At 43.7% G+C, this 14913-nt stretch carries 9 protein-coding genes; 6 read left to right on the forward strand and 3 right to left on the reverse strand.

Annotated features, from left to right (window positions below):
• The first annotated feature begins 148 nt into the window (after nt 1-148).
• From ACHWSC_RS05855 to ACHWSC_RS05880, 6 genes are all read left to right on the forward strand, one after another.
• Complete coding sequence (locus tag ACHWSC_RS05855; protein ID WP_394676138.1) at nt 149-2725, forward strand: hypothetical protein; 2577 nt, start codon at nt 149-151, stop codon at nt 2723-2725.
• A gap of 200 nt (nt 2726-2925) precedes the next feature.
• Nucleotides 2926-5910 (forward strand): SusC/RagA family TonB-linked outer membrane protein, encoded by a 2985-nt coding sequence (locus ACHWSC_RS05860; protein ID WP_394676139.1) that lies wholly within the window; start codon nt 2926-2928, stop codon nt 5908-5910.
• Nucleotides 5911-5942: 32 nt separating this feature from the next.
• Nucleotides 5943-7508 (forward strand): RagB/SusD family nutrient uptake outer membrane protein, encoded by a 1566-nt coding sequence (locus tag ACHWSC_RS05865; RefSeq protein WP_394676140.1) that lies wholly within the window; start codon nt 5943-5945, stop codon nt 7506-7508.
• Nucleotides 7509-7619: 111 nt separating this feature from the next.
• Entirely contained in the window at nt 7620-8672 is a 1053-nt protein-coding gene (locus tag ACHWSC_RS05870) for a DUF5111 domain-containing protein (protein WP_394676141.1), read from the forward strand.
• Nucleotides 8673-8708: 36 nt separating this feature from the next.
• Nucleotides 8709-9731 carry a glycosyl hydrolase 53 family protein gene (locus ACHWSC_RS05875; protein ID WP_286734030.1) on the forward strand — a complete coding sequence of 341 codons (1023 nt, stop codon included), beginning with the start codon at nt 8709-8711 and terminating at the stop codon, nt 9729-9731.
• Between the two features lie 64 nt (nt 9732-9795).
• Nucleotides 9796-12276 carry a glycoside hydrolase family 2 TIM barrel-domain containing protein gene (locus ACHWSC_RS05880; protein ID WP_394676142.1) on the forward strand — a complete coding sequence of 827 codons (2481 nt, stop codon included), beginning with the start codon at nt 9796-9798 and terminating at the stop codon, nt 12274-12276.
• A gap of 98 nt (nt 12277-12374) precedes the next feature.
• Here ACHWSC_RS05880 and ACHWSC_RS05885 read toward each other — a convergent pair whose 3' ends face one another.
• The 3 genes from ACHWSC_RS05885 to ACHWSC_RS05895 form a co-directional block, all read right to left on the reverse strand.
• Entirely contained in the window at nt 12375-13112 is a 738-nt protein-coding gene (locus ACHWSC_RS05885; RefSeq protein ID WP_394676143.1) for a hypothetical protein, read from the reverse strand.
• Nucleotides 13093-13902 carry a metallophosphoesterase family protein gene (locus tag ACHWSC_RS05890; protein WP_394676144.1) on the reverse strand — a complete coding sequence of 270 codons (810 nt, stop codon included), beginning with the start codon at nt 13900-13902 and terminating at the stop codon, nt 13093-13095. The genes ACHWSC_RS05885 and ACHWSC_RS05890 overlap by 20 nt, the downstream gene beginning before the upstream one ends.
• 159 nt (nt 13903-14061) lie before the next feature.
• Entirely contained in the window at nt 14062-14652 is a 591-nt protein-coding gene (locus ACHWSC_RS05895) for a sigma-70 family RNA polymerase sigma factor (RefSeq protein WP_333574543.1), read from the reverse strand.
• Nucleotides 14653-14913: the final 261 nt, after the last annotated feature.

Here is a 14913-nt window from a genome sequence, read left to right on the forward strand (position 1 = left end):
TTGCTGATTTTTATTGCTGTTTGTTGTGTTGGGAGCTGAGAGATGTCCAATTTGTGTTGTTCTTTGTCCGATATGTGGCCTTAAAAAATAATCACGTTTGATAGGTTTGTAAGAGTAATAACCAAAAAATTATAAATCGATACAATCCATGCGTGTAATTATTTTATGCTGCTTTGCTCTTTTGGGCTATGTCAATTCTTACGCTCAATTGAAGGCTATTAAAAAGGTCCCTACAGTTTTTGTCGACCGTGAAGGTGTCATGCGCTGGTCCGACTCCAACGCTGAAGCTTCATTTTATGGCGTCAATTATACCGTTCCTTTTGCCCATGCCTTTCGGGCTTTGCACGATAAAGGCTTCGATCGAAAGCAGGCTATTGATCGCGACGTTTACCACTTCGCCCGTTTGGGATATAATGCTTATCGTATCCATATTTGGGATGTAGAAATCTCCGATAAAAATGGTAACCTGATCAACAATGAGCACCTTGATCTATTGGACTATCTGTTCTTTAAACTTCAGGAGAGGGGAATTAGGATCCTGATTACGGGAATGACCAATTTTGGTAATGGTTATCCAGAAAGAAATATAAATACAGATGCATTTACGTATCATTATGATAAGTGTGCGGTTCATGCTAATCCGCAGGCGATAGCTGCACAGGAAAAATACATTACCCAATTACTTCATCATGTCAACCCCTATACCGGAAATGCTTATCAGACGGACCCCTATATCATTGGCTTTGAAATAAATAATGAACCTTGCCATACAGGTGCCATTCAGACAACGTCGGACTATATCGGTCGAATGGTGAAGGCCATGAAGAAAAGTGGTAACAAAAAACCGATTTTCTACAATGTAAGTCATAATATGGAACATGTTAAGGCTTATTTTGATGCTGATATCCAAGGGACAACCTATCAATGGTATCCTGTGGGACTGGTTGCTGGACGGGAGCGCCAGGGGAATTTTCTTCCTTACATTGATCAGTACGATATCCCTTTTTCAAACTTGAAAGGCTTTGCCAACAAAGCGAAGGCGGTTTACGAATATGATCCTGCTGATAATCTCTACAGCTACATGCATCCCGCAATGAGCCGCACATTTCGTTCGGCGGGATTTCAGTGGATCACTCAGTTTGCTTACGATCCGATGGATATTGCAGCCTACAATACCGAATATCAGACACATTATCTCAATTTGGCTTATACCCCGGCAAAAGCACTGAGTACCATGATCGCTGCGGAGGTAGCTTATACGATACCAAGAAATAAAAAGTTTGAACAGTATCCTCAAGACACCCTATTTGGCGATTTTAGCGTCAGTTATGAGCAGGATCTCTCCGTGATGAATGCGCAGGATAAGTATTTTTACACCAATAATACGACAGTAAGGCCTTTAAATCCAACGAAATTGCAACATATTGCCGGTCATGGTTCATCACCTGTGGTGGAGTACGGTGGATCCGGTGCTTATTTTTTAGATCGTCTGGAAGATGGTCTATGGCGTTTGGAGGTTATGCCGGATGCAGAAAAAATCGCTGATCCTTTTGCCAAGCCATCGCTCGATCGGGAGGTGGTACATATCCTGTATCGGTCACAGAGGATCGATATTCGGATTCCTGATCTAGGCGACCTGTTTACCGTCCGTTCACTGTTAGTGAAAAATGACAACGATGAAGCTATTTCAGTCGCTAAAACAAGTTTCAGCGTTAAGCCTGGAGTATATCTGTTAAAACGTAAGAATCTCCAGCTGAAAAATAGCTGGCTAGCTTCCTCGCCCTGGAAAAATGGCTATTTGGGCGAATATTACGCGCCAAAAACTGAAGCGCTGAAGCAGCCTTTATTGATACACCAGCAGCCCGAAATATTGGAAAAAGGGCGCTCTACCAAATTGCAGTTCCGTTATGTTTTTGAAAAACAGCCCGATTCCATTATTCTACAAACGGATCAGGTTTCATTTTGGAAAGATCATAATCCCTACATCAAGTTGATCTCCAAAGATAACTGTACCTATGAAGCGGATGTCCCGGCAGCCTTATTAGTGGGCAATGAATTGAAATATACAGCTACTGTGTTTGTGGATGGTGAAAAAATCACCTACCCAGACAATCAGAAGGGAGCCCCGCTGGATTGGAATTATCGTGTCAATAGTTATTGGACGGTGGGTTTAAATGAGCAGCGTGCATCTATAGGGCTTTTTGAGTCCTTGTCCAAAGTGTCTTCTTTGGAAACTTTCGCTATTCCAGAAACGGCTTACATAACTGCGCAACGGGAGCATCATGATCTCAGTAAAGTTCCTTTTTGGACCTATACTTTTCATGCCAAGGATTCGGGGGTACAGTATTTTTGGGTAAAAGATATCAAATCGACAATTGCTGAACGGCCTGCGGGTATCGCTGCTGCCACAAAGCTCTGTATACTCTTGAAACATGAGGGTGGAAATCCGCTGCTGAATGCTGGGTTTGTGACAAAAAAAGGGTATACCTATGTGGATAATATAGCTATTGGGGCATCCGGCGAAACAGTGGTCCGTATGGATCTAGCCGACTTAAAACTCGTGCCTACGGCTTTGCTACCTGCTCCTTACCCTGTATTTCTTGAGCGGTTTTTTAAGCCCACGGTTCAGGTTCAATTTGACAAAAGGGATATCGAAAAACTAATCGTTTCAGGCGAAAAGATGGAGGGGGTGGCACTATCTATAGCTGCGATATGGCTCGAATAGCGATGCAGCTGCATAATTCCACGGATCATTAGGCCATGGATAATAATCCGTCAGGCTATAAAGATCAAGGTTTGGAGCAGGATGTCGACCTGAAAAAAACGGCGACGTTTTTTAGGGGAATGCTTAATAAAGCGGTAAAGAATACAAAAAATATAATAAAGGGAAAGAAAACAATTATAAACACATCTAAATTTTAAACAATGAAGGGTTTTGCATTTAAAACAAGTTTATTGGGCTTGTCCTTGCTATCCTGTCTTGGGGAAACGCAGCTATATGCTGCAACGAAAGGGGAGAGCAAGTGGATCAGGTCGATGCAACAACAGGATGTCCGTGGGGTGGTCCGCAACGAGCATGGGCAGGTGATGGCAGGTGTTACAGTATTGGTGGCCGGAACTACGGTGGGCACTTCAACAGCGAGTGATGGCTCGTACCGTATCTCATTGCCCAAGGGTAAATCCCAACTTCTATTTTCTGTTGTAGGCTACAGTAGCCAAACCTTGACGGTGGTAGGGGGAACATCCGTGGATGTCAGTATGGTGCCTGCGGGAAATGTGCTGGAAGAGCTCGTCATCGTAGGTTACGGTAGCACAACAAAAAAGGATCTAACCGGTGCCGTAAATACGGTCGGAAGCAAGGATTTTAACAGTGGACTTGTCGGCTCTCCCGAACAGCTGATCAATGGAAAAACAGCTGGTGTGCAGGTGATGTCCAACAGCGGTTCTCCTTCTTCCGGGAGTACGGTACGTATCCGTGGGGGAGCCTCCTTGAGTGCCAGCAACGATCCATTGATCGTATTGGATGGGGTACCGCTAGAGACTGGTGGTATTAGTGGCAATAGTGGCAATTTTCTAAGTCTGATCAACCCGAATGATATCGAAAGCATGACGGTGCTCAAAGATGCGTCATCGACAGCAATATATGGATCCCGAGCATCAAACGGGGTATTATTGATAACAACAAAGAAGGGTAAAGGAGATGCTTTACGGCTTTCTTTCTCTTCAATCGTGTCCATGCAGCAGGCTATGGGAGTGGCTGATATGATGTCGCGCGATGAATTTGCCTCGCTCATCAATACCAAAGGGAGCACTGCCCAAAAGGCATTACTGGGCAATGCCTCAACAGATTGGCTGTCTGAGGTTTTTCAGGATGCCATCGGGACGGATAATAACTTAAGTCTACAGGGAAAGATCGGTAAAACCTTGCCTTTTCGTACATCGGTGGGCTATTATAATCAGCAAGGGACTTTGCGTACCGACAAAACGGAGCGCGTGACGGGCGCTTTGGTGTTAAATCCCACTTTTTTTAATAAACACCTGACCGTAAATTTAAATGTTAAAGGTGCCCATAACAACAACGGTTTTGCCAATACCGATGCGATATGGTCTGCTGTAGCGTTTAATCCTACGCAACCGATTTATTCTGGGGCAGATGCGTATGGTGGCTATTACGAGAGTTTGGATAATGCCGGTCTTCCGGCAACAGGTGCAAACCTCAATCCACTGGGATTGCTCAAGCAGGAAAAACACCGTAGTACAGTCAATAGAGCCGTGGGTAACCTTGACCTCGATTATAAATTCCATCTGCTGCCTGAATTGAAAGCGCACGTAACACTCGGATATGACTATGGCAAAGGGAATGGATCGAATCTTATTCCGGCAAGTGCGGCCAATAATTTTACGATCGGAGGCGCTTTTGACCGTTATGAACAGACGCTTAAAAATAAATTGTTTACAGGCTATCTAAACTATAATAAGTTCTTCCCGGAAATTAAAAGTACAATTGACGTGACAGCAGGCCACGATTATCAATATTGGAGTGCCCGACGGCCACCTATCGTATACTATAACGAAGCTGGTGATATACGCTCGACTGCTATTGCATCTGACGAAAGACATACCCTGATTTCCTGGTACGGACGGATCAACTACAATTACGATAGCCGTTATTTATTGACCGCTACGGTCCGTAAGGATGGAACTTCCCGATTCAGTCCCGAAAACCGCTGGGGAACATTTCCGTCAGTCGCCTTGGCCTGGCGTCTTTCGCAGGAGTCTTTCATGAAAGGAATCTCTTTCCTGGACGATCTAAAGCTCCGTGCGAGTTACGGTGTTACAGGGCAGCAGGAAGGAATCGGAAATTACGAATATTTGCCGGTATACAATTTGGGAACAGCCTATGCACAGTATCGTTTCGGCGATCAGTACCATCTGGTGTATAGACCATCGGTTTACAATCGGGACTTACGCTGGGAAACGACCAAAGCATTTAACTACGGCCTGGATTTCGCTTTGTGGAAAAACAGGGTGTCTGGTTCAATAGAATATTACACAAGGAAAACGCATGATTTATTGGCCAATGTGCCTGTAGCCGCGGGAACCAATTTTGACCAGAATGCGACCATTAACGTAGGTAATGTCGAAAGTAGTGGCTTCGAATTTCAACTGAATACCGTACCTATACAAAAGGATGATTTGCGCTGGGAAGTCAATTTCAATGCGACTAATCAGCATACTAAAGTGACCAATATAGCTTTGGTGCAGGATGCGAACGCCGTAGGAACTTATGTGGGACCGAATGTCAGTGGTCGTGGTATCCAGATTCTGACAACGGGGTATCAGCCTTACATGTTTTATGTCTACAAACAGTTATACAATGAGGCTGGCAAGCCACTCGAAGGTGTATATGCGGATCTGAATGGTGATGGAGCGATCAACGAAAAAGACTTATACCGCTATCAATCGCCGGCAGCAAAATGGCTCTTTGGTTTCAATACGCAGTTAACTTACAAAAAATGGACAGCAGCAACGACACTACGCGCAAATTTGGGTAACTACGTATTCAATAATACCAAAATGAATCTTAGTGCTTGGGAAACAGTTCAATATGTGGATGCGTCGATCAACAACTTACATCGGGATTACTTGAATACCCAATTCCAGACCAGACAGTATTATTCGGATTATTACGTCGAAAATGCTTCCTTCCTTCGGATGGAAAACCTGTCGGTGAACTATAATTTTGGTCAGGTGGGTAAGATCTCCAATCTACGTGTGGGTGCGGTAGCTCAGAATGTTTTTATTGTGAGCAAATATAGCGGCATGGACCCTGAGGTTCCGAGTGGATTCGACAGTTCGTTCTACCCACGCTCAAGAACTTTCTCCTTGAGTCTCAATATGGATTTTTAATGGCTACCTCAAAAAAGAAAACTTATATAGCGATGAAAAATATAAAAAGATATTGTTTTGGATTGTTGGGTATAATCGCATTGCTGCAATCCTGTACAAAGGACTTAAACCAGTACCCTACTGTAGAAACTACTTCGGAGTCGGTATACACCTCTGTGGATGGTTACCGGGCTGTGCTTGCTAAATTGTATGCCTCATTTGCCGTTGCGGGCAATGGACGGGGCGATGCCGATCCGGATATGGCGGGCAGCACGGCCTCTTGGGGTTACCTTCGGGTTTACTTTAACTTACAGGAGGTACCGACTGATGAAGTGATCTATACATGGGCCGGAGGCGACAATATGACCGATATCCAGTATATGACCTGGGGAGCTTCTGATACCTGGGTGAATGCCATGTATTATCGGATCTATTATACGGTAGCCATCTGTAATGAATTCCTACGGAATGCAACAACAGAGAAGCTGGCGACTTTTAATTCGGCCGAGCAGACACAAATTTTGGAGTTCGCAGCCGAAGCGCGTTTTCTGCGTGCATTGGCCTATAGTCATGCCATGGACCTTTATGGAAACGTTCCTTTTGTGACTGAAAAGGACCCGGTTGCTGCATTTTTTCCACCACGGATGACAAGAGCTGATCTCTTTGCATTTATTGAAAAAGAATTGACTGAGATCGAGACGATCTTACCGGAAGCACGTCAAAATGAGTATGGCCGGGTAAGCCGTGCTGCGGCCTGGTCCCTATTGGTCAAGAATTATCTGAATGCGCAGGTCTATACGGGTACAGCACGTAATGCCGAATGCCTGAACTATGCGAAAAAAGTGATTGATGCTGGATATTCCTTAAATGCGAATTATAAGCAGGTATTTAATGCTGATAATGATAAACGGACCAATGAAATTATTTTCCCGATAGAGGCCGATGTAGCGCATACAACGACATGGGGTGCGACAACGTATCTTGTCAACGGCCCTATTGTTGGAAGCATGAAATCATCGGATTACGGTGTGCTTTCCGGCTGGAATAGTTTTCGTACACTTCGCGAATTTGTGGCACTCTTTCAGGTGGAAGACAAAAGAGGTGATTTTTGGAAAAACGGCCAGTCCCTGGATGTCGAAGATCCCGCTGCCTCGAGCCAGGGATACGGGCTTGTTAAGTTTACAAATTTGAAAGATGATGGTACCTATACCACAGATGAAGGTTTGGTAAGTACTGATTTCCCGATGATCCGCTTGGCCGACGTGTATCTAATGTATGCTGAGGCTGTACTGCGCGGTGGCGGAGGAAGTGTACAGGAAGCGATCAGGTTGGTCAACAGTGTCCGTCAGCGGGGATATGGCAGTTCGGCCGGAGCCATTGACCAGGCGCAGCTGACACTGGATTTTATCCTTGCAGAACGCGGTCGTGAACTGTTTTGGGAGTGTACGCGTCGTACTGACCTGATTCGATTTGGGAAATTTACCGGTAGCGATTACCTCTGGCAATGGAAAGGCGGTGACATGAACGGCCGCTCTGTGGATGCGAAATTCAATCTGTATCCGATTCCAACCACCGATATGAGCGCTAATCCGAATTTGATCCAAAATCCTGGCTACTAGCGGTGGCTGGCATTAATAACTAAATCTATGGGGATATACTGCTATTTGAGCACACATGCTGCGGAGAGTATCCAGGTATTCCCATATGGACTTTTAAAGATAATGATACCTATGAAACAATTGACACTCTATATCCTGGTGTTGCTTTTCGTTGCCTGTAAAAAGGAGGGTGGGACACCAGCTGTCAGTGGGATAAAACCTGCAGTGTTGTACAGCAGTGCAACAGAACTGGTCTTAAAATCTACTGACCGCAAGACCGTGGCCCTGCAGCTTGTCTGGGATGAGGCGATTTTGGCTAGCGATGAACCAATGGCGCAGTCGGCTTTAAAAAATAAAATAGAAATTGCTGCTGATCCATCTTTTTCTGCTGTCACCAAAAGTATCGAGCAGGTAGCAAGCTCGTTCAGCTATACGCATGAACAATTGAATAACCTTGTCACGGGAATGGGATTTTTGCCCGATGAAAAGAACGTGTTTTATGTCCGTATTGCTTCGCGATTGGGAACCAATACAGATTGGCTCTACAGCAATGTGATCGCCCTGACTGTGACCGCTTACCAGCCCGTTGAGGATGCTGCCTATCTCTATCTATCGAATAAAGAGTTTACGCAATTTCCATGGAAACTGTGTTCGAGAAAGGAAGATGGTTTTTACGATGGTTTTGTGCGTCTCGACCAATGGTACAACTTCTATTTAACCAATGCGGAAAGCGCGAGTGCACCGATCATCTATGGTTCTTATCCCCTGGATGGTAGCCAATATATCTTGTATAGCGGTGCTGATCGCTGGAATTGCTGGACGAGTAAAGGTGGATACTTATACTTGACAGCCGATGTCAATAAGTTGGCCTGGAAAGAAACTTCCGTAGAATCCATGACGGTAACGGGCGATTTTAATGGTTGGAGTGCAACAGCAACACCAATGGTATATGACCAGACGGCGAAGGTTTGGAAAGCAACCATCACGACAACGGTAGCTGAACAATGGGGAATTAAGGTATTGATCAATGGCAGCTGGACTTGGTTTTTTGGCGCAGCAGAGGGCGATGGAAACTGTGCCTTGTATACGGGCGATGGAACTGGCTTCGCTTATGACAAGATCGGCACACATACCTTGATTCTTGATCTAAGCGATCCAAAACAATTCAAATATCATGTGGAATAAAATAGATAGGGACGGGTTCTTAAATGAAATAATCGGATGAAAAAAATAAAAATAATGTTGGCCCTGATAGGCTTGTGTTTGGGCTTGTCTGGCTGTAACGACAAAGATAATCTTAAGGTGGATGTACCTAAAACACATTTGGCAAAAGGTGCGGACGTGAGCTGGATTACTGAAATGGAAGCCTCAGGTGTGCAATTTTTTAATGCAGGAGGCAGCGCAGTGGATGGGCTGAAAATCTTGCGTGGACTGGGCATGGATGCGGTACGTCTGCGTGTTTGGGTAGATCCCCAACAAGGCTGGTGCAACAAGAATGACGTACTGGTCAAAGCTCGTCGGGCGCATCATCTGGGCATGCGTATTATGGTGGATTTTCATTACAGTGACACCTGGGCGGATCCGGGACAGCAGACAAAGCCTGCCGCCTGGAAGAGCTTATCGTTTGATGGGTTAAAGAAGGCTGTTAGTGATCATACAACGGAGGTTCTTCAATTGCTAAAAGATAGTGGTATCTCACCTGAATGGGTGCAGGTCGGTAATGAAACGGGCAACGGAATGCTTTGGGAAGATGGAAAAGCCTCTGTCAGTATGGCTAATTATGCCACATTGAATAATGCCGGCTATGATGCGGTAAAAGCGGTGTTTCCGGCAGCAAAAGTGATCGTACATCTGCATAATGGATTTGACAATGACTTGTTTCGTTGGATGTTCGACGGTCTGAAAAACAACGGGGGGAAATGGGATGTAATTGGCATGTCACTTTATCCGACTCCAGAAAACTGGGAAGAGCGCAATGCGGCCTGCATCAGCAACATCAACGATATGGTTGCCCGATACAATTCAGAAGTGATGATCTGCGAGGTGGGGATGAGCTGGGATGAAGCAGATAGTGCTGAAATATGGTTAAAGGATCTTTTCAATGCGGTCAATAGTGTGCCCGATCAGAAAGTACTGGGTATATTCTATTGGGAGCCTTTGGCGTATGGTGGCTGGAATGGTTATACCCTAGGCGCATTTGACAATAATGGGCGCCCAACAAAAGCATTGAATGCCTTTAAATAAAGTATATTTAAGCCGCTGAATGACAATGAAAAAATTGAACTGTAGACTATAAACACCTGAATTGATGATGAGATTACTGCGTACGACTTACTTTTTGTTTCTTTTATTCTTACTTGTTTCGGGCAATTCGCACGGACAGTCAGCACGCCAATCCTTCCTGTTGGAGAAAAACTGGCGTTTTTTTCAGGGTGAGGTTGTTCATGGGGAATCAGCAGCATTGGATGATAAGGCCTGGAAAAAGGTCACTGTACCGCATGATTGGGCTATTTTCGGGCCTTTTGACCGGTCACACGATCTGCAGGATGTTGCAGTGACACAAAATGGAGAGAAAAAGGCAACTGTAAAAACGGGCCGGACTGGCGGTTTGCCTTATGTGGGGGTGGGTTGGTATCGTACCAACTTTGATATTCCACAATTCGACCCCGTCAATAAACGCGTGGTCCTGAAATTTGATGGTGCAATGAGTGAAGCCCGGGTCTATGTCAATGGAAAGGAAGCCTGCTTTTGGCCCTATGGTTACAATGCTTTTCATTGTGATGTGACCGAATTTCTACATCAGGACGGGATGAATAATACAGTTGCTGTGCGGTTGGAAAATAAAGCACAGTCATCACGCTGGTATCCCGGTGCAGGACTTTATCGCAATGTGCATGTAATCGTGACGGAGAAGATCCATGTACCTGTTTGGGGGACGTATATCACGACGCCTTTTGTGTCGGACAGTCTAGCCTCAGTTAAGCTTGAAACCAGTTTGAAGAATGCTGATGGCAAGTTGGTACGAATGGTAACTGCGATTTTGGATGCGGCGGGACAGGTGGTTGCGCAGAAGGAAAACCAACAAAAACTAAATTATGGCAAGCCTTTCGTGCAAAATCTTGAAGTGCTAAACCCTGCTCTCTGGAGCCCCGAACATCCAAATCTGTATCGGGCCTCCACGCAAGTATTTGTAGACGGTAAATTGACAGACAGTTTTGAAACCCGTTTTGGGATTCGGGAGGTACGTATTATTGCCGACCGGGGATTTATGTTAAATGGAAAGATCCGAAAGTTTCAGGGGGTATGTAATCATCATGATCTTGGACCTTTGGGGGCTGCAATCAATGTTTCGGCTCTTCGTTATCAATTGGAATTACTCAAAGATATGGGCTGCGATGCCATTCGTACGGCACATAATATGCCGGCTCCGGAATTGGTTGCCCTATGTGACGAATTGGGCTTTATGCTGATGATTGAACCTTTTGACGAATGGGATATTGCGAAATGTAAAAATGGATATCATCGATTTTTTGCGGATTGGGCCGAACGGGATATGGTCAACATGATCCATCATTTTAGAAATAACCCATCTGTCGTGATGTGGAGCATTGGAAATGAAGTGCCCACACAATGCAGTGCTGAAGGCTATAAAGTAGCTTCGTTTTTACAGGATATATGCCATCGTGAGGATCCGTCCCGACCAGTGACCTGCGGTATGGATCAGGTAAACTGTGTGCTGGAAAATGGTTTTGCTAGTCTGTTGGATGTTCCGGGATTAAACTATCGTGCGCACCGTTACGAAGAGGCGTATGCCAAATTACCCCAAAATCTAGTGTTGGGTTCGGAAACGGCATCAACAGTGAGCTCGAGGGGCGTTTATAAATTTCCGGTGCTAAAAAAAGGTGATATGTTGTATTCCGATCATCAGTCGTCTTCTTACGATATGGAATATTGCTCTTGGTCCAACCTTCCGGATGAGGATTTTGCCCTGGCGGAAGATCATCATTGGACCATGGGGCAATTTGTCTGGACAGGCTTTGATTATCTTGGCGAACCTTCCCCTTATGATACCGATGCCTGGCCCAACCATAGTTCCATGTTCGGTATTATTGATCTAGCGAGCATTCCCAAAGACCGTTATTATCTGTACCGAAGTTTATGGAATAGAAATGAGCATACCCTGCATATACTTCCACATTGGACGTGGCCTGAGCGTGCGGGACAAGAAACCCCTGTCTTCGTGTATACAGATTATCCAAGTGCCGAACTTTTTATCAATGGGGAAAGTCAGGGAATACAGCGCAAGAGTAAGGCTTCTTTACAGGAACGTTACCGCCTCATGTGGATGAATACGGTATACGAACCCGGAGAAGTCAAAGTCGTAGCTTACGATGAATCTGGAAAACCAGCGGCCGAAAAAATAATCCGTACGGCGGGAAAACCCTTCAGGATTGAAATGGATGCAGTTCATGATTCCATTTCTGCTGATGGCCGTGCATTAGCCTACATCCGTGTCAAAGCAGTGGACAAAGCGGGGAACCTCTGCCCGCTGGCCGCAGAACTGATCCAATTTGACGTAGTTGGCGATGGTACATTTAAAGCCTTGGCTAACGGTGATCCAACAAATCTGGAGGCTTTTCATAAACCGCAGATGCATTTATTCAATGGACAGCTTACCTTGATTGTTCAGGCAGGCGAAAAATCGGGAAAGATTCAGATAAAGGCGAAATGCAAAGGTTTAAAAGAGGGGGTATTAAACGTACAGACCGTAAATTCTAAAACGTTTTGACCGTAGCTTTTGTTTAAATGATATCTTAAGTAAGTTAGTGAGTTGATTGTATTTTAACAGAAAGGCTAGATCGATATCGATCTAGCCTTTTTTGCGCATTATTTTCGCCTAATCTGTAGCTTGACACCTAGGGCGAGTCCAATGTAATCATCAAATTTAAGATACTTGTTCTGTACGCCGCTAACGAGGTAAAGATCGCTGGTATGAAGATCATAATAGAATTTTATGCCTTCAAAATAAGAACTGTTGGATTTGATTTTATAGCTGAAGTCCTGTCCTACAAAGATATTGATGCGTAGCCTGGTCGAAAACCGATAATAGCTATTCGGGTATTTGTCAGGTTCTTTATACCAAAATTGTTTACCCAAGGTCGTATTGAGATAAGCACCGGTACGCAAGGGATGATAAGTAAACTGTTCACTGAGTTTAATTTCCCAAGGTGTATACGATTGACGCAGCGTTAAGGTAAGTTTAGCCCGGTCTGTATCATATTTCGGTACATAGCCAAGCAGGAAATCTGTCGACCACTGCTTGTGCCGGCCATAATCCCAGCCTGTTCCGGCAGAAAGCAGTCCTATGGATCCTGCGTATTGAAGCATATAACTTGATGGAACAAGGCTAAAGGCGGCTTTTTTTAGTTCTTTAGTGCTCATGTTTCCCGTTTTGATGCTGTCCGTTGTGATGCTATTCTCCTGGAGAGTGTCCGTTTTGTTGCCAGCCAAGCTTGTTCGTGGGAGATATTGGTGTTCGGAAGCCTGAGCCATATTGTGAACTGAAAAGAAAAGGGTAACAAGCGCGAAAAATCGTATTTTTGATTTAGTAAGAAACAAGTTCATGGGTATAGTGGTCCTTAGTGATTGTAAAAATTAGAAATTGACGTTTACCGATATTGGGAGTACCGTAATAGATGATACCATCCTTAAAAATATCTTCTTTTTGATAGATATGATCGTGGCCATTGGTACAATAAAGGAGATTGGGGAATTGTTTTATACTGTATTGGAAGACTGAAGCTACATTGTTGTTGAACTGATCGGATGTGGGTCTGGCATGCATGACGACAACTGTTTGTTCAAAACGTGTGGTATCTTTTTGACGCTCTTGCTCAATAAATGAAAAGTCGGGAACGGGATTGGAGTAATCTGATTCCAGCGCATTGGTATTTAAACATAAGAATTTTGTTTTACCTGCAATAAAACTATAATTTGCTGTGCCAAACACTTGTTCGAAGATCTCTTCGCCATTGGCCAGACAATCGTGATTTCCCAAAAGGGCGACATAAGGCTGTTTCAGCTTTTCCAAAATATCACGCTGCCACAAAAATTCCTTGGTAAGTCCAAAATCGCTAATATCGCCACCGTGTACAATAAAATCGATGTCATTTCTTTTATTGACTATTTTTACAAAATCGTCAAGTTCATCGTGCCAGCGCTGCGAATCACTGATAAAAGCGTAGCGGATGGTATCCTGATTAGCATAATCATGTTCGATTTTGACGATATTATCTGCATTAATATGTTTTCTTCCATCTATTTTTCCTGAATAAGGGTGGATGTCAAACATGTTGCAACTGTTGGTAAGAAAAGAGAGAGAAGCTAGTGCGATGAATTTATAGCGCTTTTTCATTTGAATTCTTTTATTGACTTTTTGAATCCAAAAGTAAGTTTTAACAAACGAAAGCACAGTTTTTACCTTTTATTATTACCCTGAAATGATATTAATGGACGCTAGAAGGGGATTGCTGGGTATCTGGTTAGATCAACAGATTGAAAGGAATTATTTTCGCTACGAGTGCAAAAATTTGATCATGTAGAGCAGGACGAGGAGATGCTGCTTTGGAATACCCATGATATCTTTCAGCGCTTCCATGGCACGATTATTTAGTTTGTATAAGCTTTTGACAGATATGTTGGTCAGTACACTGATTTCTTCATAACTCAGTTCTTCGAAATACCGAAGAAAAATAACTTCTTTTTGTTTGCCAGTTAGCTGTTCTAATGCTTGAATTAGCTTTAAAGCTGTGGTCTGTTGTTCTTCAGCAGCAATATAAGTGGATTCGACATCATAGGTGAGCTGGAAATCATCTTTTTCACCAAATGAAGATAGTTTGCCGTCTCGCAATTGGGTATTCAGCAGGCTATTTTTTAAAGCGACAAGCAAATAATGTTTCGGATTGGAAATGCTTCGTAGCTTGCTGCGGTTTTCCCAAAACTTGATAAATACATCCTGAATGGAGTCCCTGACATAATCCTCGTCTTTTACCCGACGCATGCCATATTCGTATAGACTGGGTAATAACGCACGATAGATCTGCTCGAAAGCTTGTTTGTCGCCCTCAATGAATTCATTCCAGTACCGATCTATGGTGTTGTTCATCTCCGAATTTGTACCATTAAATGAAATAGATCATTTGCTTCTCCAAAAATAGTAAAGATTTAATAACAATAATGAAACCCTTATTTTAAATAATAACAGTAATAAATCATTACGTCTCACTGGTCCAAAAATAGGCTTTTGAACATTAATTTGCGTGCTAAATTATGAAATTGGTAAGTATTGAAATCGTATTTTGATTTTTTTTAAAAAAAAATCAAAATCCATGGGATAAAATTTAATGTCCATTTGTCTTGTATTTAA

Origin of the sequence: uncultured Sphingobacterium sp., from assembly GCF_964277905.1 — a bacterium.
Classification (GTDB): domain Bacteria; phylum Bacteroidota; class Bacteroidia; order Sphingobacteriales; family Sphingobacteriaceae; genus Sphingobacterium; species Sphingobacterium siyangense.

Coding starts and splice junctions, on each gene's coding strand:
- ACHWSC_RS05855 (WP_394676138.1), top strand. CDS start 149: ATGCGTGTAATTATTTTATGCTGCTTTGCTCTTTTGGGCTATGTCAAT.
- ACHWSC_RS05860 (WP_394676139.1), top strand. CDS start 2,926: ATGAAGGGTTTTGCATTTAAAACAAGTTTATTGGGCTTGTCCTTGCTA.
- ACHWSC_RS05865 (WP_394676140.1), top strand. CDS start 5,943: ATGAAAAATATAAAAAGATATTGTTTTGGATTGTTGGGTATAATCGCA.
- ACHWSC_RS05870 (WP_394676141.1), top strand. CDS start 7,620: ATGAAACAATTGACACTCTATATCCTGGTGTTGCTTTTCGTTGCCTGT.
- ACHWSC_RS05875 (WP_286734030.1), top strand. CDS start 8,709: ATGAAAAAAATAAAAATAATGTTGGCCCTGATAGGCTTGTGTTTGGGC.
- ACHWSC_RS05880 (WP_394676142.1), top strand. CDS start 9,796: ATGATGAGATTACTGCGTACGACTTACTTTTTGTTTCTTTTATTCTTA.
- ACHWSC_RS05885 (WP_394676143.1), bottom strand. CDS start 13,112: ATGAACTTGTTTCTTACTAAATCAAAAATACGATTTTTCGCGCTTGTT.
- ACHWSC_RS05890 (WP_394676144.1), bottom strand. CDS start 13,902: ATGAAAAAGCGCTATAAATTCATCGCACTAGCTTCTCTCTCTTTTCTT.
- ACHWSC_RS05895 (WP_333574543.1), bottom strand. CDS start 14,652: ATGAACAACACCATAGATCGGTACTGGAATGAATTCATTGAGGGCGAC.